The sequence below is a fragment of the Streptomyces sp. NPDC046939 genome, from assembly GCF_040644575.1.
GTDB lineage: Bacteria > Actinomycetota > Actinomycetes > Streptomycetales > Streptomycetaceae > Streptomyces.
The window spans coordinates 60,263-78,413 of sequence record NZ_JBEYWV010000040.1 but is presented as its reverse complement, the minus strand read 5'-3'; the positions used below and the strand labels follow the sequence as shown (position 1 = coordinate 78,413).

The 18,151-nt window shown below is 72.8% G+C and carries 18 protein-coding genes; 10 read left to right on the top strand and 8 right to left on the bottom strand.

The window, feature by feature from the left end; translation table 11 throughout:
- The first annotated feature begins 74 nt into the window (after window positions 1–74).
- Together ABZ877_RS33770 and ABZ877_RS33765 are read left to right on the top strand one after the other, a co-directional pair.
- Window positions 75–899: a hypothetical protein gene (locus tag ABZ877_RS33770; protein ID WP_361079329.1), complete on the top strand. Its 825-nt coding sequence runs from the start codon at window positions 75–77 to the stop codon at window positions 897–899.
- Between the two features lie 112 nt (window positions 900–1,011).
- Window positions 1,012–1,341: a rhodanese-like domain-containing protein gene (locus ABZ877_RS33765; protein ID WP_361079326.1), complete on the top strand. Its 330-nt coding sequence runs from the start codon at window positions 1,012–1,014 to the stop codon at window positions 1,339–1,341.
- Window positions 1,342–1,430: 89 nt separating this feature from the next.
- Here the strand turns inward: ABZ877_RS33765 and ABZ877_RS33760 are convergent, their stop codons facing one another.
- The 6 genes from ABZ877_RS33760 to paaA all read right to left on the bottom strand — a co-directional run bounded on the left by ABZ877_RS33760 (window position 1,431) and on the right by paaA (window position 6,422).
- Window positions 1,431–2,612: an acyl-CoA dehydrogenase family protein gene (locus ABZ877_RS33760; RefSeq protein ID WP_361079323.1), complete on the bottom strand. Its 1,182-nt coding sequence runs from the start codon at window positions 2,610–2,612 to the stop codon at window positions 1,431–1,433.
- Between the two features lie 115 nt (window positions 2,613–2,727).
- Entirely contained in the window at window positions 2,728–3,810 is a 1,083-nt protein-coding gene (gene paaE, locus ABZ877_RS33755; RefSeq protein ID WP_361079321.1) for a 1,2-phenylacetyl-CoA epoxidase subunit PaaE, read from the bottom strand.
- Window positions 3,810–4,364 carry a 1,2-phenylacetyl-CoA epoxidase subunit PaaD gene (gene paaD, locus ABZ877_RS33750; protein ID WP_361079318.1) on the bottom strand — a complete coding sequence of 185 codons (555 nt, stop codon included), beginning with the start codon at window positions 4,362–4,364 and terminating at the stop codon, window positions 3,810–3,812. The genes paaE and paaD overlap by 1 nt, the downstream gene beginning before the upstream one ends.
- Window positions 4,358–5,107 (bottom strand): 1,2-phenylacetyl-CoA epoxidase subunit PaaC, encoded by a 750-nt coding sequence (paaC, locus tag ABZ877_RS33745; RefSeq protein WP_361079315.1) that lies wholly within the window; start codon window positions 5,105–5,107, stop codon window positions 4,358–4,360. Before paaC ends, paaD begins: the two co-directional genes overlap by 7 nt.
- A complete protein-coding gene (paaB, locus tag ABZ877_RS33740; RefSeq protein WP_361079314.1) occupies window positions 5,104–5,424 on the bottom strand; it encodes a 1,2-phenylacetyl-CoA epoxidase subunit PaaB in 321 nt (106 codons plus the stop codon). Before paaB ends, paaC begins: the two co-directional genes overlap by 4 nt.
- Window positions 5,421–6,422, bottom strand: coding sequence for a 1,2-phenylacetyl-CoA epoxidase subunit PaaA (gene paaA, locus ABZ877_RS33735; protein WP_361079311.1), 1,002 nt, complete (start codon window positions 6,420–6,422; stop codon window positions 5,421–5,423). The genes paaB and paaA overlap by 4 nt, the downstream gene beginning before the upstream one ends.
- A 312-nt stretch (window positions 6,423–6,734) precedes the next feature.
- On the opposite strand from paaA, the gene ABZ877_RS33730 reads away from it, so the two are divergent.
- The 3 genes from ABZ877_RS33730 to ABZ877_RS33720 are packed head-to-tail and all read left to right on the top strand — an operon-like array spanning window position 6,735 to window position 9,728.
- Window positions 6,735–7,685, top strand: coding sequence for a DUF5819 family protein (locus ABZ877_RS33730; RefSeq protein ID WP_361079308.1), 951 nt, complete (start codon window positions 6,735–6,737; stop codon window positions 7,683–7,685).
- Window positions 7,682–8,926 (top strand): HTTM domain-containing protein, encoded by a 1,245-nt coding sequence (locus ABZ877_RS33725; RefSeq protein ID WP_361079305.1) that lies wholly within the window; start codon window positions 7,682–7,684, stop codon window positions 8,924–8,926. The genes ABZ877_RS33730 and ABZ877_RS33725 overlap by 4 nt, the downstream gene beginning before the upstream one ends.
- Window positions 8,927–8,936: 10 nt before the next feature.
- On the top strand, window positions 8,937–9,728 hold the full coding sequence (locus tag ABZ877_RS33720; protein ID WP_361079302.1) for a TrmH family RNA methyltransferase: 792 nt from the start codon (window positions 8,937–8,939) through the stop codon (window positions 9,726–9,728).
- Window positions 9,729–9,735: 7 nt separating this feature from the next.
- Here the strand turns inward: ABZ877_RS33720 and paaN are convergent, their stop codons facing one another.
- Window positions 9,736–11,451: a phenylacetic acid degradation protein PaaN gene (gene paaN, locus ABZ877_RS33715; RefSeq protein WP_361079299.1), complete on the bottom strand. Its 1,716-nt coding sequence runs from the start codon at window positions 11,449–11,451 to the stop codon at window positions 9,736–9,738.
- A gap of 174 nt (window positions 11,452–11,625) precedes the next feature.
- Here paaN and ABZ877_RS33710 point away from each other — a divergent pair, with 174 nt between their 5' ends.
- Together ABZ877_RS33710 and ABZ877_RS33705 are read left to right on the top strand one after the other, a co-directional pair.
- Window positions 11,626–13,152: a 3-hydroxyacyl-CoA dehydrogenase gene (locus tag ABZ877_RS33710; RefSeq protein ID WP_361079297.1), complete on the top strand. Its 1,527-nt coding sequence runs from the start codon at window positions 11,626–11,628 to the stop codon at window positions 13,150–13,152.
- Window positions 13,149–13,775, top strand: a complete 627-nt coding sequence (locus tag ABZ877_RS33705; protein WP_361079294.1) for a TetR/AcrR family transcriptional regulator — start codon at window positions 13,149–13,151, stop codon at window positions 13,773–13,775. The genes ABZ877_RS33710 and ABZ877_RS33705 overlap by 4 nt, the downstream gene beginning before the upstream one ends.
- Window positions 13,776–13,811: 36 nt before the next feature.
- On the opposite strand, the gene ABZ877_RS33700 is transcribed toward ABZ877_RS33705, so the two are convergent.
- Complete coding sequence (locus ABZ877_RS33700; protein ID WP_361079292.1) at window positions 13,812–14,324, bottom strand: Lrp/AsnC family transcriptional regulator; 513 nt, start codon at window positions 14,322–14,324, stop codon at window positions 13,812–13,814.
- 174 nt (window positions 14,325–14,498) lie between these two features.
- On the opposite strand from ABZ877_RS33700, the gene pdhA reads away from it, so the two are divergent.
- The 3 genes from pdhA to ABZ877_RS33685 are packed head-to-tail and all read left to right on the top strand — an operon-like array spanning window position 14,499 to window position 18,105.
- Complete coding sequence (gene pdhA, locus ABZ877_RS33695) at window positions 14,499–15,671, top strand: pyruvate dehydrogenase (acetyl-transferring) E1 component subunit alpha (protein WP_361079289.1); 1,173 nt, start codon at window positions 14,499–14,501, stop codon at window positions 15,669–15,671.
- Complete coding sequence (locus tag ABZ877_RS33690; RefSeq protein ID WP_361079286.1) at window positions 15,668–16,687, top strand: alpha-ketoacid dehydrogenase subunit beta; 1,020 nt, start codon at window positions 15,668–15,670, stop codon at window positions 16,685–16,687. Before pdhA ends, ABZ877_RS33690 begins: the two co-directional genes overlap by 4 nt.
- 14 nt (window positions 16,688–16,701) lie before the next feature.
- On the top strand, window positions 16,702–18,105 hold the full coding sequence (locus tag ABZ877_RS33685; RefSeq protein ID WP_361079283.1) for a dihydrolipoamide acetyltransferase family protein: 1,404 nt from the start codon (window positions 16,702–16,704) through the stop codon (window positions 18,103–18,105).
- Window positions 18,106–18,151: the final 46 nt, after the last annotated feature.

The window sequence follows — 18,151 nt, the reverse complement described above, 5'->3', positions numbered from 1 at the left end:
GTAGGCCGGTGCTTGGGGCTGGGGTGGGCGCGGGGCGCGGTTGTCGGGGGTGGGTGCCCTAGGCTGGGTGGGTGATGAGCTCGGAGAGCGATGTGGCGGGGCAACCGGAGGAGCAGGCTCGCGAGAGGCCCGAGGAGCGCCTTGAGCGGGCGGTGCGCGCTGCCGAGCAGGCCCTGATCGAGTTCGAGATCGCCGTGGAGACGTTCCGCGTCGAGGTCGAGAACTTCTCACGGCTGCACCACCAGAAGCTCGGCCCGATGTACACGCGCCTCGATGAGCTGGAGGCGCTGATCGCCGAGGCGACGGCGGCGCGGACCGGCGACCCGGAGGATCTGCGCAAGGCCGACGAGGCGCGGGCGCGGGTCATGCCGATGCCGGGCGTCGAGGAGCTGTTCCACGGGTGGATGGACGGGGACGGACTGTTCCCGGAGGCCGCCGCCATGCTGACCGAGCAGCCCGTACGGCCCCCGGAGCGGGTGCGGCCCAGCGACGAGGCCCGCAAGCTCTACCGCGAACTGGTGCGCCAGGCCCACCCGGATCTGGCCCAGGACGAGAAGGAGCGCGGCCGGCGGGACGAGTTCATCGCCCGGGTGAACGCGGCGTACGGGCGCGGAGACGTGGCCCTGCTGGCTGAGCTGGCCGAGGAGTGGGCGGCGGGCCCGGTGCTGCCGGAGCCCGAGCCGACGCCGAGCGAGGAGCTGTACGCCCGCCTGGAGTGGCTGTCGCAGCGCAAGGAGCTGCTTGCCGCGGTGGCGCGGGAGCTGGAGGACAGCGCGATCGGCGCGATGCTGCGCATGGCCCCGGACGACCCGGACGGGCTGCTCGACGAGATCGCCGAGCAGTTGCTGACGCAGGTCGCGGAGCGCGAGGCGGAGCTGGAACGGCTGACCGCGTCCTGAGGCACGTCCTGAGGCGCACGGGAAGCGGGCCTGCCTGCGTGCGGATACAGGTGTGGGGCACGGGGGCCGGGGTCGGTCGGGTAGCGTCGGGGGCATGGTTTTTGGTTCTGGTGTGCCTACGGTCGGTGTCGATGAGCTCAAGGCGGACGACTTCCTCCTCGACGTCCGTGAGGACGACGAGTGGCAGGCGGGCCACGCCGAGGGCGCGCTGCACATCCCGATGAGCGAATTCGTCGCGCGCTACGGCGAGTTGACCGAGGCGGCGCCGCAGGACGGCCGGGTCCACGTGGTGTGCCGGGTCGGTGGACGTTCCGCCCAGGTGACGCAGTACCTGGTGCAGCAGGGCGTCGACGCGGTGAACGTGGACGGCGGCATGCAGGCGTGGGAGGCGGCCGGCCGCCCCGTCGTGGACGACAAGGGGCAGCCGGGCTCGGTCGTCTAAGCCGTCAGCCCAAGGGGCAGCCGGGCTCGGTCGTCTAAGCCCTAAGGCCCTCAGCCCAGGAGCCAGCCGGGCTTCGGTCGTTTGAGCCCTCAGCCCAGGGAGTGCGTGGCCAGGAGGTCGCCGAGCGCCTCCTCGTGGGCGGCGGCCGGGCCGAGCGCGAGTTCCAGTTGCTTGGCCCAGGCGTGATAGCGGTGCAGCGGGTAGTCCGTGTCCGCGCCGAAGCCGCCGTGCAGGTGCTGCGCGGTCTGCACGACGCGCCGGACCCCGTCGGACGCCCAGGTCTTGGCCACCGCCACATCCCCGGCCAGTGGCAACTGGCCCGCGGCCCCGCTCGCCAGTCGCCAGGCCGCCTGCCACAGCGTGACCTCCATCGCGCGCAGGTCGATGTAGCGGTCGGCGGCCTGCACGGCGACCGCCTGGAACGTGGCGATCGGGTGCCCGAACTGCTCGCGCTTGCTCGCGTAGTCGCTGGTCATGGCGAGGACGCGCTCCCCGAGACCCAGGGCGAGCGCACAGGTGCCGGTGGTCAGCAGTGCGTGCAGCAGGGGCCACGCGGCGGGGTCCTCGATGACGTCGTCGGACGCGACGCGGGCCCCTTCGAGGCGAAGTTCCGCCAGTCGCTCACCGGTCGTCGAGATCTGTTCGGCGAGGGTGCGGCCCCGCACCTCGGTGGCCGGTCCCGGCAGCAGCGCGAGCACGGTGGCGCCCTCGGGGGTGTGGGCGGGCACGACGATCCGGTCCGCGTTCCACGCCCACGGGACGGCCGTCTGCATTCCGTCCAGCACCCAGTCGCTTCCGTTGTCCCTGTCACCCCTGTCCCCGCCGCCCGCCTCCGGTGCGCGGCGGGCGGTGACCGCGAGGTCCGCCGTGTCGTGCCCGGTGCGTCCGGCCGAGGCGACGGTCAGCACGGTCTCGCCGCGCCCCGCGTCCGGCAGGAGCCGCTGTCGCACTTCAGGGCGCGCATGCGCCTGTACGGTCGCCGCGGCCGCGCTGTGCTCAAGGAGCGGAACCCGGGCCAGGACCTTCCCCGCCTCACGCAGGACGAGGCACAACGCGATCGCGTCGAGGCCCGCGCCGCCGTAATCCGGTGCGATCAGCAGACTCAGCAGATCGGCCCCGGCCGCCTTGGCCCACAGGGCGCGGTCGAAGTCGTCGGCGACGGCGCCGGAGGTGAGCGCGGGGCTGGGCACCCCATCGGGGGCGACCGGCGCGAACACGGCCCGGGCCGCCTCAACGACCGCCTGCTGCTCCTCGGAGAAGGTGAAGTCCACCGGGCTGTCCTCCCGTTCCGCGCGACACCGATCTGACGGGGCGTCAGAGTAGAACGGGTTCTACGAGAAGGGAACAGAGCCCACGAGAAGGGAACCGACAGGCGTCGGGCCGGGCTCAGCGGTCGAAGTCCACCTCCACCGTCTCCGTGGCCGGATGCGACTGGCAGGCCAGTACGTAGCCCGCCTCGGTCTCCTCGGGCTCCAGCGCGAAGTTGCGCTCCATCCGCACGGACCCCGAGACGAGGAACGCGCGACACGTCCCGCACACCCCGCCCTTGCAGGCGTAGGGCGCGTCGGGCCGGTTGCGCAGGACCGCGTCCAGGAGCGATTCGCCGTCCCCGACCGGCCAGGTGCCGGAGCGGCCGTCGAGCAGGGCGGTCACGGTGCTGTGCGCGGGCGTCGAGGCCGTCGCGGCGCGAACCGGTGCGGGCCCGTCGTCCACGTGGAAGATCTCCTCGTGGATGCGCTCGCGTCGCACGCCGAGGCCGCGCAGCGCCCGCTCGGCTCCCTGCACCAGGCCGTAGGGACCGCACAGGAACCAGCCCGCCACCGTGTCCACCGGGAGCAGGGCGGGCAGCAGCGCCGCGATGCGCTCCTGGTCGAGCCGGCCCGACGTCAGGCCCGCCTGCTGCTCCTCCCGCGAAAGGACGGTGACCAGCTGGAACCGGTCCGGGTAGCGGTCCTTCAGGTCGGCGACCTCCTCCAGGAACATCGTCGACGCGGCGGTGCGATCGCTGCGGACCAGGCAGAAGCGGGCATCCGGCACCCGCTCCAGGAGCGTCGTGGCGATGGAGAGGACCGGGGTGATGCCGCTGCCGCCGACGACCGCCGCGTAGTGGCCGGGTGCCGGGTCGAGGGTGAAGCGCCCGGCCGGGGTCATCACCTCGACCTCGTCGCCGACGGCGATCTCCTTGTGCGCGTAGGTCGAGAAGGCGCCGCCGTCGACGAGGCGCACCCCCACCCGCAGCGTCCGTGGCGCCTCACCGGCCGGGACCGGGGAGCAGATCGAGTACGTGCGCCGGATCTCCGTGCCGTCGGCGGTGCGGCGCAGCGCCAGGTGCTGTCCCGGCGCATGGCGGTACGCCTCGCGCAGCTCCTCGGGGACGGTGAAGGTGAGGGCCACGGCGTCGTCCGTGAGCCGGTCGACCTCGGCGACGCGGAGCCGGTGGAAACGGGCCCTGCCCCCTCCGTCAGCCATCACAGCTCCTTGAAGTGGTCGAAGGGTTCACGGCAGGACAGGCAGCGGCGCAGCGCCTTGCAGGCGGTGGAGGAGAAGCGGCTGAGCAGCTCGGTGTCGGTGCCACCGCAGTGCGGGCAGGCGACGGGCGCCGTGTCCTGGTCCGAGCCAAGTGTGTGCCGGGTCGGGCCGAGGGCGACCGTGACCGGTCCGGCGGGGGCGCGCGTGGTGCGGGGCGGCGCTATGCCGAACTCGCTGAGCTTACGGCGGCCTTCGGGCGTGATGTCGTCGGTGGACCAGGCGGGCGTCAGCACGGTGCGCACGGTGACGTCCGGGACGCCGTGCTCGTGCAGGGCCTGCTCGATGTCCCCGGCCATCGTCTCGATCGCGGGGCACCCGGTGTAGGTGGGGCTCAGCTCGACCTCGACGCGGCCGGGGCCTTGTGCGTGCACGGCGCGCAGGACGCCCAGCTCCTCCAGGGTCAGCACGGGCAGCTCGGGGTCGGGCACCGATCCGGCGATCCTGCGCAGCTCGGCCTCGAGCGGCGTCTCCTGTTCGCGGGCGAGGGTCACCATGACGCCCCCGGGTGGCTGCGGTGCAGGTGCTGCATCTCGGCGAGCATCCGGCCGAAGGGCTCGGTGTGCAGGCCCTGGCGTCCGGCCCCGGCGCGCCAGGCCCCGGTCTGCGGGCCCTCCGGGACGGTGAGGGTGGCCCGGCGCAGGGTGTTGGTCACCGTCTCCGTCCACCCGGTCCGCAGCTCGGTCCAGTCGACGTCCAGGCCGGGGACCGGCTGGAACATCTCGCCGGTGAAGCGCCACAGGGCGTCGACCGCGCGCTGCATCCGCGTGCGGCTCTCCTCGGTGCCGTCGCCGAGACGCAGGGTCCACTGCTGGGCGTGGTCCTGGTGGTAGGCGACCTCTTTGACGGCCTTCGCGGCGAGCGGGGCGAACGGTCCGTCCCCGGCGGCCAGGGCGGCGTACAGAAGGTGCTGGTAGGCCGAGAAGCAGAGCTGACGGGCGATGGTGTGGGCGAAGTCGCCGTTCGGCTGCTCGACGAGCTGGAGGTTGCGGAAGGCGCGCTCCTCGCGCAGGTACGCCAGCTCGTCCTCGTCACCGACCATGCCGAGCAGGACGCGGGCCTGGCCCAGCAGGTCGAGGGCGATGTTGGCCAGGGCGACCTCCTCCTCCAGGACCGGGGCGTGGCCCGCCCACTCGCCCAGGCGGTGCGAGAGCACGAGCGCGTCGTCGCCGAGGGCCAGCGCGGCCGTCGTGAGAGCAGCGGCGCCGGTGTCCGTGCCGGCTCCGAGGGTGGTGCTCACAGGTGCTTCACCCCCTCCGGGATCTCGTAGAACGTCGGGTGCCGGTACGGCTTGTCGGCGGCCGGTTCGAAGAACGGGTCCTTCTCGTCGGGGGACGAGGCGGTGATCGCCGCCGACGGCACGACCCACAGGGAGACGCCCTCGCCGCGACGTGTGTACAGGTCGCGCGCATTGCGCAGGGCCAGCTCCGCGTCCGGGGCGTGCAGGCTGCCGGCGTGGGTGTGGGCCAGGCCGCGACGGGAGCGGACGAAGACCTCCCACAGAGGCCAGTCACCGCCGCCGCCCTGCGCCGTGGGGGTGGTGGGGGTGTCGCTCATGCCGCCCTGCCTTCCGGGGTCGTCGTCGCGTGCTTGGCCGCGTGCGCCGCGGCGGCCTCGCGCACCCAGGCGCCCTCGTCGTGGGCGCGCCTGCGCTGGGTGATCCGCTGTTCGTTGCACGGGCCGTTGCCCTTGAGGACCTCGCGGAACTCCGCCCAGTCGATCGGGCCGAAGTCGTGATGGCCCCGCTCCTCGTTCCACCTCAGTTCCGGGTCGGGGAGCGTCAGTCCGAGGGACTCGGCCTGGGGGACGCAGATGTCGACGAAGCGCTGGCGCAGCTCGTCGTTGGAGTGGCGCTTGATCTTCCACTCCATGGACTGCGCGGAGTGCGCCGACTCGTCGTCGGGCGGGCCGAACATCATCAGCGACGGCCACCACCAGCGGTCCACCGCGTCCTGCGCCATCGCGTGCTGGGCCTCGGTGCCCCGGCTGAGGGCGAGCAGCAGCTCGTACCCCTGGCGCTGGTGGAAGGACTCCTCCTTGCAGACGCGGATCATGGCGCGCGCGTAGGGCCCGTACGAGCAGCGGCACAGCGGGACCTGGTTGGTGATCGCCGCGCCGTCCACCAGCCAGCCGATCGCGCCCACGTCGGCCCAGGTCAGCGTCGGGTAGTTGAAGATCGACGAGTACTTCTGGCGGCCGCTGTGCAGCTTGTCGAGGAGGTCGTCGCGGCTGGCGCCGAGGGTCTCGGCGGCGCTGTAGAGGTACAGGCCGTGCCCCGCCTCGTCCTGGACCTTGGCCATCAGGATCGCTTTGCGGCGCAGGGAGGGGGCGCGCGTGATCCAGTTCGCTTCCGGCTGCATGCCGATGATCTCGGAGTGGGCGTGCTGGGCGATCTGGCGCACCAGCGTCGCCCGGTAGGCGTCCGGCATCCAGTCGCGGGGCTCGATGCGCTCGTCCGCCGCCACGGCGGCGTCGAACGCGGCCTGGAACCCGGCGGCGCGGTCCGCGTCCGCGGGTGTCCCAACCGCCTGGTGGTGCGGGGCTGCTGTCGCCATTCCCGGTCCCCTTCGGCCTCGGTCCCTCGACCTGGGCTGCTCGAAGCGCGGCCGGGCCCTCACTGCTCCCGACCGATCGTTCGGTTCGTCGGATTCAATGGTGGGACGCGGCGCCGTAGGGTGTCAACCCTGAGCCGCCGAGCCTGTGGATAACCTCGGGAAGCTGTGCCGGGCGGCCACTCCCCAGTACCGTGCCGGTGCGCCGCACCTGCTGGGCCGCACGGCGCGGAATCGGTTCGCCGCAGGTTCGCCGCCGGGCGACCGGGCGCGACGGGCCAGGGAAGAAGAAGATCCGGGGAACGGGGAGCACCGATGGACACGGAAGCAGGCGCCGCAGACGAGGCCGCCCGGCGCGGGCCGCAGGAGGCGACTCCGGCGCCACCGGGCACGGCGGACAGGCGGCCCGGCCCGGCCGGTCTCATCGACCCGGCCCCGCCCGTATCACCGGACGCGGTGGGGACGCGGCCCGGCCCCGCCGAGCCCCTCGGACCGGCCCGGCTCGCACAGGCGGCCGGACCCGCTGACACGGCCGAAGCGGTCGAGCCAGGTGATGTGGGCCCCGGCGACCCCGCCGACCGCCGCGGCATCCTCGCCCTCTCCCCCGGCTACCGGTTCACCGCCGCCCTGGCGCTGGTGGCGATCGGTGTCGTCACCTGTTTCCACGTCCTCCTGGTCTTCCTGCACGTCGCCCCGGCGAACACCGTGTCCAAGCAGCACGCCCCCCTGGTCGACTGGTGGATCTACCCGGAGTTCGAGCAGAACTGGAAGCTGTTCGCGCCGAACCCGTTGCAGCAGAACATCGCGGTCCAGGCCCGGGCCGAGGTGCGCGGGGCGGACGGTGAGCTGCGGACCACCGCCTGGCAGGACCTGTCGGCGCAGGACGGTGCCGCCATCGACGGGAACCTGCTGCCGAGCCACACCCAGCAGAACGAACTGCGCCGCGCGTGGGACATCTACACGTCCACGCACGACCTGCAGGACCGGGCGACGGGCTCACGCGGGGTGCTCTCCGAGCAGTACCTGCGTCGGATCCTCGTCCTGCGTCTCGACCGCCTCGGTGTGGCGGGCGAGGGGGACATCGTCGAGCGCGTCCAGGTCCGCTCGCGGTCGACCGTGATCGAACCGCCGAAATGGAGTCCCGAGAAGGTGGATCAGAAGCCGGTCTACCGGCAGGTGCCCTGGTGGAAGGTGACCGCGCGGGACGCGTCGCTCGACAGCGGTACGCATCTGCGGGTCGTGGCCGAGACGGGCGGTGCCCGATGAACGCCGTCGTGGAACAGGCGCGCCGCGCGGAGAAGGCGGTGCGCACCGGGCTGCAGGCGGTCACCGCGGCGCCGCTCGGCCGCTACCAGAGCGCCGTGATCCGCATCGGGTTCGCCGCCACCTGGCTGCTGTTCCTGTTGCGCGAGTTTCCGCACCGCCAGGAGCTGTACGGGCCCGACGGGCCATGGGGCTGGGACCTCGCGCGGCAGCTCATCGCGGACAACGGCGCGTTCACCACGCTGCTGTGGTCCGACAGTCAGGCGTGGTTCGAACTCGTCTACGTGGTGGCCGTCCTCGCCTCCGTCCTGCTCATGCTGGGCTGGCACACGCGTGCCACCTCGGTCCTCTTCATGATCGGTGTGCTGTCGCTGCAGAACCGCAGCGTCTTCGTGGGCGATGGGGGTGACAACGTCATCCACCTCATGTCGATCTACCTGATCTTCACCCGCTGCGGACAGGTGTGGTCCCTGGACGCCCGGCGCGCGGCACGCGCGCGTGGCGGGCGGAAGTCGGCAGAGGGGCGGGCGTCCGCCGACCGAGGCGGGATGGTGCTGTGGTGTGTGATGGGCCTGGCGCTCGTGGCCGCCACGTTCGCGGGTGACGTGCACCGCCTGTGGGTGCCTCTCCTCTGGGGGCTGTGGATCGCCCAGGGCGTGTGGTGGTGCGTCGACCGGCGTGCCGCGTCCGGCGACGCGCGCCTGCTGTGCGACGTCATCGCCAATGTCGCGCACAACGCGGCCCTGCTGGTGATCATGATCGAGGCGTGTCTGATCTACGCGACCGCCGGCTGGTACAAGATCCAGGGCAGTCGCTGGCAGGACGGCACGGCGGTCTACTACCCGCTGCACCTGGACTACTTCTCGCCGTGGCCCGCCCTCGGCGACCTGCTCACGGCGTTCGGCCCGATGGTGCTCCTGGTGACGTACGGGACGGTCGTGGTCCAGGTCGCGTTCCCGTTCACGGTCTTCAACCGGCGGGTCAAGAACGTCCTGCTCGTCCTCATGATGCTGGAGCACGCGGTGATCGCCATCGTGCTCGGGCTGCCGTTCTTCTCGCTGGCGATGATCGCCGCCGACGCGGTGTTCCTGCCGACGAGCTTCCTGCGCCGGGTCGGCCGGTGGGCGGCACGCGCGCGTGGGCGAGCCTTCTCCGGCGGCCGGGGAGGCGCCGAGGTTCCCACCCCGCGCACGGAACCGGACCCCGGACCGCTCACGGCGCAGGCGCCCACGGCCCGCACGTAGGCTTCCTGCCATGAGCGGGACGAGCGGCACGGACAGCGGCGACGACGGCGGGCCCGAGGGCGCGGTACGGGTCTGGCGGGGACGGGCCGAAGCGGCCGTGCTGCTTGATGGCTTCCACGCGCTGAAGCACGCCCTGCGGTTCGGCGCCGACGTGCCGGTGGCGCTCGCCGTGGACCGGGCGGCCGCGCTCGCCCTCGCCGACGACCTCGCCCCTGACGTGGTGGCGCACCTGGACGCGCTGCTCGTGGAGGTCGAGGAGGACGTCCTACGGGGTCTCGTGCCCCGGCTGCATCCGACCGGTGTCGCCGCCCTCGCCGCACGCCCCGCCCGCGCCGACAACCTCGCCGCTCTGCGAAGCGAGCGGCGCACTACACCTGTCGTCGTCCTCGACAACCCGCGCAACCTCGGCAACGCGGGCGCCGTGATCCGCCTCGCCGCCGGGTACGGTGCCACCGGCGTCCTCACCACCGGCGACCTCGACCCCTGGCACCCCACGGTCGTACGGGGCGGGGCGGGGCTGCACTTCGCGACCGCCGTGGAGCGGCTGACGGCCGACGAGCTGCCCTCGGGGCCGCTGTACGCGCTCGACCCCGAGGGCGTGGACATCCGTGACCTGAAACTGCCCGACGACGCGCTGCTCGCCTTCGGGTCCGAGCGCAGCGGCCTCTCGCCCGAACTGCGGCAGCGCGCCGACCACTTGGTGTCCCTGCCGATGCGGCCCCAGGTCTCCAGCTACAACCTGGCGACCAGCGTCGGCATGACGCTCTTCCACTGGAGCGCGCACAGCACGCACGCGCCCTAGGCGGAGGTCAGGCGGCCTCTCGGCGGACCTCCACCACGCGGAAGCGGTTGGCCACGAAGGCGGCGTCGCACAGGGCCGCGTTCGCCGCCGGGTTGCCGCCCGAGCCGTGGAAGTCCGAGAACGCCGCAGTCTGGTTCACGTAGACCCCGCCCGTGAGGTTGAGCGAGAGCTGGGCGCACTCGTCCAGGCAGACCTCCTCAACGGCGCCCGCCACCGCGTCGGACGTGGTGTACGCGCCGACCGTCATGGCGCCCTTCTCGCGCACCGTGCGCCGCAGCAGGTCCAGCGCGTCCTGCGTGGAGTCGACGGCGACGGCGAAGGAGACGGGGCCGAAGCACTCGCTCATGTAGGCCGCCTCGGCGTCGGCGTCCTCCCAGAACTTGCGGGCGCCGTCCGCCTTCACGATCACCGGCGTGCGCACGACGGCGTCCGGGAAGTCGGGGTTCGCGACCTCCCGCGACGGCAGGGCGACCTCGCCGAGCCCGGGAGCCGCCTCCAGACGGGACCGCACGTCCGGGTTGACCAGGGCGCCGAGCAGCCCGTTCGCCCGCGCGTCGTCGCCGAGCAGGCCGCCGACCGAGCGCGCGAGGTCCGCGACGACGTCGTCGTACGACTTGGGGCCCTGGTCGGTGGCGATGCCGCCGCGCGGCACCAGCAGGTTCTGCGGGGTCGTGCACATCTGGCCGCTGTACAGGCAGAGCGAGAAGGCGAGGTTGGCCAGCATGCCCTTGTAGTCGTCCGTGCCGTCGATCACGACGGTGTTGACGCCGGCCTTCTCGGTGTAGACCTGCGCCTGGCGCGCGTGCGTCTCCAGCCAGTCGCCGAAGGACGTCGAACCGGTGTAGTCGATGATCTTGATCTCGGGGCGGACGGCCAGCGTCTTGGCGATGCCCTCGCCGTCCCGCTCGGCCGCGAGGGCCACCAGGTCGGGGGTGAAACCCGCCTCGGCCAGGACGTCACGGGCCACCTGGACGGTGAGCGCCAGCGGCAGCACCGCGCGCGGGTGGGGCTTCACCAGGACCGGGTTGCCCGTCGCCAAGGAGGCGAACAGGCCCGGGTACCCGTTCCACGTCGGGAACGTGTTGCAGCCGATCAGCAGCGAGATGCCCCGGCCGACCGGGGTGAACTCCTTGTCCAGGACGAGCGGGTCGCGCTTGCCCTGCGGCTTGTTCCACCGCGCCTCGTCCGGCGTGCGCGTCTGCTCCTGGTAGGCGTACGCCACCGCTTCCAGGCCGCGGTCCTGTGCGTGCGGGCCGCCTGCCTGGAACGCCATCATGAACGCCTGGCCGCTGGTGTGCATGACGGCGTGGGCGAACTCGTGCGTCCGCGCGCTGATGCGGGCCAGGATCTCCAGGCACACGGCCGCGCGCGCCTCGGGGCCCGCCTCGCGCCACGCGCGCATGCCCGCGCGCATGGCCGGCAGCAGCGTGTCGATGTCGGCGTGCGGATAGGTGATCCCCAGCTCGATCCCGTACGGCGAGACCTCACCGCCGACGAAGTCGTCCGTGCCGGGCTGGCCCAGGTCGAGGCGGCTGCCGAGCAGCGCGTCGAAGGCGGCCTTGCCCCCGGCGGCGCTCAGGCTCCCGTGCTCCTCCCCGTAGGCCTTCGGGTGCTCGGGGTGCGGGGACCAGTACGCGCGCGTGCGGATCGCCTCCAGCGCCTGGTCGAGCGTCGGCCGGTGCTTGCTGATCAGGTCGTGCGCGGTGCGTTCGGCGGCGGCCATGGCGGACCAACTCCTCCTATGGGCAGGACTGGGCTGGGCTGGGCAGGAACGAGCAGTGAGAGTTAGAGTAACCGAACGATCGGTCGGTACAAGAGGGTGCGTGGAACCTGTGGAAAACCGACCCCAAGGGCCCCGGCGGCCGGAAACCGGGCTGCATGCGGAAGGATCGCGCGCATGACAGCACATGACCGCCTTGACCGCCCGCACCGCCTCGTCAGCGTGGTCGGCACCGGCACCATGGGCCAGGGCATTGCTCAAGTCGCCCTGGTCGCCGGGCACCCCGTCCGGCTGTACGACGCCGTGCACGGCCGGGCGCGGGCCGCCGCCGAGTCGATCGCGGCGCGCCTGGACCGGCTCGTCGAGAAGGGGCGCATGAGCGCGGAGGAGCGCGCGGCGGCCGTCGCGCGCCTGGAGCCCGCGCAGGCGCTGGACGAGCTGGCCGACGCCGCCCTCGTCATCGAGGCCGTCCTGGAGCGCCTGGACGTCAAGCAGCAGCTCTTCCGCGACCTGGAGGAGATCGTCGCGGACGACTGCCTCCTCGCCACCAACACCTCGTCCCTCTCCGTGACGGCGATCGGCGGGGCACTGCGCCTGCCCGGCCGCTTCGTGGGCCTGCACTTCTTCAACCCCGCGCCGCTGCTGCCGCTCGTGGAGGTCGTCTCCGGCTCGGCGACCGACGTCACCGCGGCCACGCGCGCGTACGAGACCGCCCGCGCCTGGGGCAAGACCCCGGTCGCCTGCGCGGACACCCCCGGCTTCCTGGTGAACCGCATCGCGCGGCCCTTCTACGCGGAGGCGTTCGCCGTCTACGAGGACCAGGGCGCCGACCCCGCCACCATCGACGCCGTGCTGCGCGAGAGCGGCGGCTTCCGCATGGGCGCCTTCGAGCTGACCGACCTCATCGGCCAGGACGTCAACGAAGCGGTGACGCGCTCCGTCTGGGAGGGCTTCTCCCAGGACGTGAAGTTCCGCCCCTCCCTCGCCCAGCGCCGCCTGGTCGAGGCCGGGCACCTCGGCCGCAAGGCGGGCCAGGGCTGGTACGCGTACGGGGAGGGCGAGGAGCGGCCGGAGCCGCACACCGCGCCGCCCGCCGACAAGCCCGCGTACGTCGTCGCCGAGGGCGATCTGGGCCCCGCGCGCGAGCTGCTCGCCCTCATCCGCGAGGCGGGCATCGAGGTGCGCGAGGAGGACGAGGACAACGGCACCCGCCTGGTGCTGCCGGGCGGCGGCCAACTCGCCCTCGCGGACGGGCAGACGTCCATCGAGTACCGGGACGTCATCTACTTCGACCTGGCGCTCGACTACCGCAAGGCGACCCGCATCGCGCTCGCCACCGCCCAGGACGCCAACCAGCGCACCTTGAGCGAGGCCGTCGGGCTCTTCCAGGCGCTCGGCAAGGACGTCAGCGTCATCGGAGACGTCCCCGGCATGATCGTCGCCCGTACGGTGGCGCGCCTCATCGACCTGGCGCACGACGCCGTCGCCAAGGGCGTGGCCACCGAGGAGGACGTCGACACCGCCATGCGGCTCGGCGTCAACTACCCGCTCGGGCCCATCGAGTGGAGCCGCAAGCTCGGCAAGAACTGGGCGTACGCCCTCCTCGACGACCTGCACCTGCGCGACCCCTCGGGCCGCTACGCGCCGTCCCTGGCGCTCTACCGCCATTCGTACGCCCCGGAGAAGCGGGAGGCCTCCTCATGACCACCGCACGACGCGACAGCGCCACAGGACGCGACAACGGCGCGCGGCGCGACACCTACACGCCCGACAGCCTGCTCGCGGTCGCCGTCACGATCTTCAACGAGCGCGGCTACGACGGCACGTCCATGGAGCACCTCTCCAAGGCGGCGGGCATCTCCAAGTCCTCGATCTACCACCACGTGACCGGCAAGGAGGAGCTGCTGCGCCGCGCCGTGAGCCGCGCGCTCGACGGTCTCTTCGGCATCCTGGGCGAGGAACCCGCGCGCGTGGGACGCGCGGTGGAGCGCCTGGAGTACGTCACGCGCCGCATGGTCGAGGTGCTGACCAGCGAACTTCCCTACGTGACGCTCTTGTTGCGCGTCCGCGGGAACACCGACACCGAGCGGTGGGCCATGGAGCGGCGCAGGGAGTTCGACCACCAGGTCGCCGAGCTACTGAAGGCGGCCGCCGCCGACGGGGACGTCCGCGCGGACATACCCGTGCGGCTCGCCACGCGCCTCGTCTTCGGAATGATCAACTCGGTCGTGGAGTGGTACCGGCCCGACGGCGGCGGGCTGCGGGACCGCGAGGTGGCCGACGCCGTCGTGGAGCTGGTCTTCGGGGGCCTGCGCAAGGAGGGCTGAGCGAGCGGCCGAGGGCTTGTCGTTCGACGCCAGGCCCTAGGGGTGGTCCGGGCCCAGGTCCTCCTCCTCGAAGACCAGCAGCGTGCGGGTGCTCAGCACCTCGGGGATGCCCTGGAGCTTGGTGAGGACCAGCTCGCGCAGCGCCCTGTTGTCCTCGGTGTGCACCAGGATCAGGACGTCGAAATCGCCGCTGACCAGCGCGATGTGCGAGGCCTCCGGCATCCGGCGCAACTGGTCGCGGACCGTGCGCCAGGAGTTCTGGACGATCTTGAGCGTGACGTACGCGGACGCGCCCTGGCCGGCTCTCTCATGGTTGACGCGGGCGCCGAAACCGCGGATCACGCCGTCGTCGATGAGGCGGTTGATGCGGGAGTAGGCGTTCGCCCGGGAGACGTGGACGCTCTCGGCGACGGAGCGTATCGACGCCCTGCCGTCCTTCTGGAGCATGTGCAGGATGTCGCGGTCGATGGCGTCCAGCGGCCGGGCCACGGGGTCGCTCCCGCCGGGATCGCGCCCGCCGGAGCCGTCGGCCATTTGTTCAGATGCCATCTGCCCCCGCCTTCCTGCCATGGACGTACTGCGTTCATCACAGGCTGTGGAGAACCGTTTGTCCACAGCCTGGAGGTGCCTGTAGCCAAAATGTGCCGACGACCGAACAATCGGTAGGTGAGGCGCATCACACCCGAGGCGCCCTCGAAGCCGCTCCCACGAGGAGGTGCCGTCATGACGGTCACGGAGCAGCGGGGCGCCCACCGCGCCGACGCGCCCACGCCGCCACCCGCCTGGCAGCCCCGCACGGACCCGGCGTCGCTGCTGCCCGACGCGGAGCCCCACCGGGTCCTGGGCACCGCCGCCGCCGACCACACCGACCCCGCCCTGCTGCGCCGCCTGTACGCCGAGGTCGTGCGCGGGCGCCGGTACAACGCGCAGGCGACCGCCCTCACCAAGCAGGGCCGCCTCGCCGTCTACCCGTCCACGACCGGCCAGGAGGCCGCCGAGGTCGCCGCCGCGCTCGTCCTCCAGGAGCGCGACTGGCTCTTCCCCAGCTACCGCGACACCCTCGCCGCCGTCGCCCGCGGCCTCGACCCGGTCGAGGCCCTGACGCTGCTGCGCGGCGACCGGCACACCGGGTACGACCCGCGCGAGCACCGCATCGCGCCGCTGTGCACGCCCCTCGCGACCCAGTTGCCGCACGCCGTGGGCCTCGCGCACGCCGCGCGCCTCAAGGGCGACGACGTCGTGGCGCTCGCCATGGTCGGCGACGGCGGCACCAGCGAGGGCGACTTCCACGAGGCGCTGAACTTCGCCGCCGTCTGGCAGGCGCCCGTCGTCTTCCTCGTCCAGAACAACGGCTACGCCATCTCCGTACCGCTGGCCAAGCAGACCGCCGCGCCGTCCCTGGCCCACAAGGCCGTCGGGTACGGGATGCCGGGCCGCCTGGTCGACGGCAACGACGCCCTGGCGATGCACGAGGTTCTCTCCGACGCCGTGGCACGCGCGCGTGGAGGCGGCGGACCGACCCTGATCGAGGCCGTCACCTACCGGATGGACGCCCACACCAACGCCGACGACGCGACCCGCTACCGCGACGACGCCGAGGTCGAGGCGTGGCGCGGACACGACCCCGTCCTGCTGCTCGAACGCGAGCTGACGCGGCGCGGGCTGATCGACGAGGACGGCATACAGGCGGTGCGCGACGACGCGGAGACCATGGCGGCGGCGCTGCGCGAGCGCATGAACCAGGACCCGGCGCTCGACCCGATGGACCTGTTCACGCACGTCTACGCCGAGCAGACCAGCCAACTGCGCGAGCAGGCCGCACAACTGCGGGCCGAGCTCGAGGCCGAGGCGGAGGCGGCCGGTACGGACCGGTCGCCCGAGGGGGGACAGGCATGACCACGGTCGCGGACAAGCCGGCCACGCCGGTCACGAAACCGGCCACCATGGCGCAGGCGCTCGGACGCGCCCTGCGCGACGCCATGGCCGAGGACCCGACCGTGCACGTCATGGGCGAGGACGTCGGCACGCTCGGCGGCGTCTTCCGCGTCACCGACGGCCTCGCCAAGGAGTTCGGCGAGGACCGCTGCACGGACACGCCGCTCGCCGAGGCCGGCATCCTCGGCACCGCCGTCGGCATGGCCATGTACGGGCTGCGGCCGGTCGTGGAGATGCAGTTCGACGCGTTCGCGTACCCGGCGTTCGAACAGTTGGTCTCCCACGTGGCGCGGATGCGCAACCGCACCGGCGGGGCCATGCCGCTGCCGATCACCGTGCGCATCCCCTACGGGGGCGGCATCGGCGGCGTCGAGCACCACAGCGACTCCTCCGAGGCGTACTACATGGCGACGCCGGGCCTCACCGTCGTCACGCCCGCCACCGTCGCGGACGCGTACGGGCTGCTGCGGCAGTCCATCGCCTCCGACGACCCCGTCGTCTTCCTGGAGCCCAAGCGGCTGTACTGGGCCAAGGACGCCTGGAACCCCGAGCGGCCGGCGGACGTTGAACCCATGGGCACGGCAGTGGTCCGCCGCCCCGGGACCAGCGCCACGCTCATCACGTACGGACCGTCGGTGCCCGTCTGCCTGGAGGCGGCCGAGGCGGCCCGCGCCGAGGGCTGGGACCTGGAAGTGGTCGACCTGCGCTCCCTCGTGCCCTTCGACGACGCGACGGTCGCCGCGTCCGTGCGCCGCACCGGCCGCGCGGTCGTCGTCCACGAGTCGAGCGGCTTCGGCGGGCCCGGCGGGGAGATCGCCGCGCGCGTCACCGAGCGCTGCTTCCACCATCTGGAGGCGCCCGTGCTGCGCGTCGCCGGGTTCGACATTCCGTATCCGCCGCCCATGCTCGAGCGGCACCATCTGCCAGGCGTCGACCGCGTGCTCGACGCGGTCGCGCGGCTCCAGTGGGAACAGTGAGGGGGGACGGGCCGATGGCGCAGGTCCTTGAGTTCAAACTGCCCGACCTCGGCGAAGGGCTCACCGAGGCGGAGATCGTACGGTGGCTGGTCTCGGTCGGCGACGTGGTCGCCGTCGACCAGCCCGTCGTCGAGGTGGAGACCGCCAAGGCGATGGTCGAGGTGCCCTGCCCCTACGGCGGCGTGGTCACAGCCCGCTTCGGCGAGGAGGGCACGGAGCTGCCCGTCGGGGCGCCACTGCTGACGGTGGCGGTCGGAGAGCCCGAGCCGGACGGGGGCTCCGCCGGCCACGGTACGGAGTCCTCCGGGAACGTCCTGGTGGGCTACGGAACGGCTGCGCCCGCGGCACGACGCAGGCGGGTGCGGCGCCCTTCGGGGGGAGCCGGTGCGGGGTTCGGCGGGGCCGAGGGTTCCGGCGGGGAGGGCGAGGTGCCGGGCGGGAGTGCGGTGCTTCAGGACGCAGGTGACGCAGGCGCGGGGCGTACGGCACCCGAAGCCGCTGGTCCGGGAGCCAAGGTAGGCAGTGGCCCCGGCGGGGTCGTGGCGGTTGTTTCGCCCATTGTGCGGAAGCTTGCTCGGGATCAAGGGCTTGATCTGCGGGAAGTTCGTGGGTCCGGGCCTGAGGGGCTCATTCTCAGGGGGGACGTCGAGCGTGCCCTGGCGGCGCGCGTCGAAGCGGACGTCCGCGTCGCCGAGGCACCCGCCCCGCACATCCCGGAGGGGCACCGGACCGCCTTGCGCGGTGTGCGCGGGGCCGTCGCCGACAAGCTGGCGCGCAGTCGGCGCGAGATACCCGACGCGACCTGCTGGGTGGATGCCGACGCCACGGAGCTCATGCACGCGCGCGCGGCGATGAACGCCGCGACCGGCCCGTCCGCCGGGCCGAAGATCTCCGTGCTCGCGCTGCTCGCCCGCATCTGCACGGCCGCGCTCGCCCGCTACCCGGAGCTCAACGCCACCGTCGACATGGAGCGCCGCGAGATCGTGCGCATCGACGAGGTGCACCTCGGGTTCGCCGCGCAGACCCCGCGCGGGCTGGTCGTCCCCGTCGTACGGGACGCCCACGCGCGCGGGGCGGAGTCGCTGAGCGCCGAGTTCGCCCGGCTCACCGAGTCGGCGCGCGCCGGGACGCTGACGCCCGGAGAACTCACCGGCGGCACCTTCACGTTGAACAACTACGGCGTGTTCGGCGTCGACGGCTCCACGCCGATCATCAACCACCCCGAGGCCGCGATGCTCGGCGTCGGCCGGATCACCCCCAAGCCCTGGGTGCATCAGGGGGAGCTGGCCGTGCGCCAGGTCGTCCAGCTCTCGCTCACCTTCGACCACCGGGTGTGCGACGGGGGGACCGCCGGCGGCTTCCTGCGGTACGTCGCCGACTGTGTGGAGCAGCCCGCCGTGCTGCTGCGCTCGCTCTGATCCGACCCGGCCCCTTCCCGTCCCGTCCGATCCGCTCCGAGACCGC